A 426-nucleotide genomic window follows, 5' to 3' on the forward strand; every position below is an offset into this window, starting at 1 on the left:
GGCGTCTCCTTGCGGGCGATGATGACGTCGCCCCAATCCAGCGGCTGCGCCCTCACGAGTCCGGTCTCGCCGCCCGGGCCGCGGCCGTCTTCGTGCCAGCTCAGCTCACCCACTTGGGCAACTGCGGCAGCCATGTCGAGCCTCAGCGCATAGGGCGTGCCGGCAGCGAGGTGAAGATCTTCGTTGCAAGCGATGGTCAGCCCGCAGATTGCGACATGGTGGAGCAAGGCCTGTTCACCAAGAACCTGTCCTACCGCGCCGATACGCAAGGAGAAGCGATCGCCAACGCGGTGCTTACCCTGCTGCAGGACAACCGGCCCGCTGGGACGACTCAGCTCGCCTACTACACGACGAACTATTGGGTCTCCAGCAAGGACGACCGTCAGTATTGCTTCGTCGTGCCGAAGGAATAGCCGGTTCTCTCAG

The 426-nt window shown here is 63.6% G+C and carries 1 protein-coding gene and 1 pseudogene; one reads left to right on the forward strand and one right to left on the reverse strand.

The features are described 5' to 3' along the window. Positions 1 to 170, reverse strand: a pseudogene (locus I5M_RS33665) (tRNA glutamyl-Q(34) synthetase GluQRS); the annotation flags it as partial. Between the two features lie 45 nt (positions 171 to 215). Here I5M_RS33665 and I5M_RS13710 point away from each other — a divergent pair. Further along, complete coding sequence (locus I5M_RS13710; RefSeq protein ID WP_022721918.1) at positions 216 to 413, forward strand: hypothetical protein; 198 nt, start codon at positions 216 to 218, stop codon at positions 411 to 413. Positions 414 to 426: the final 13 nt, after the last annotated feature.

Origin of the sequence: Rhodopseudomonas sp. B29, from assembly GCF_000333455.1 — a bacterium.
Lineage (GTDB): Bacteria > Pseudomonadota > Alphaproteobacteria > Rhizobiales > Xanthobacteraceae > Rhodopseudomonas.

Excerpts from the sequence above, each read along its gene's own strand:
- I5M_RS13710 (WP_022721918.1), top strand. The coding sequence starts at position 216 with ATGGTGGAGCAAGGCCTGTTCACCAAGAACCTGTCCTACCGCGCCGAT.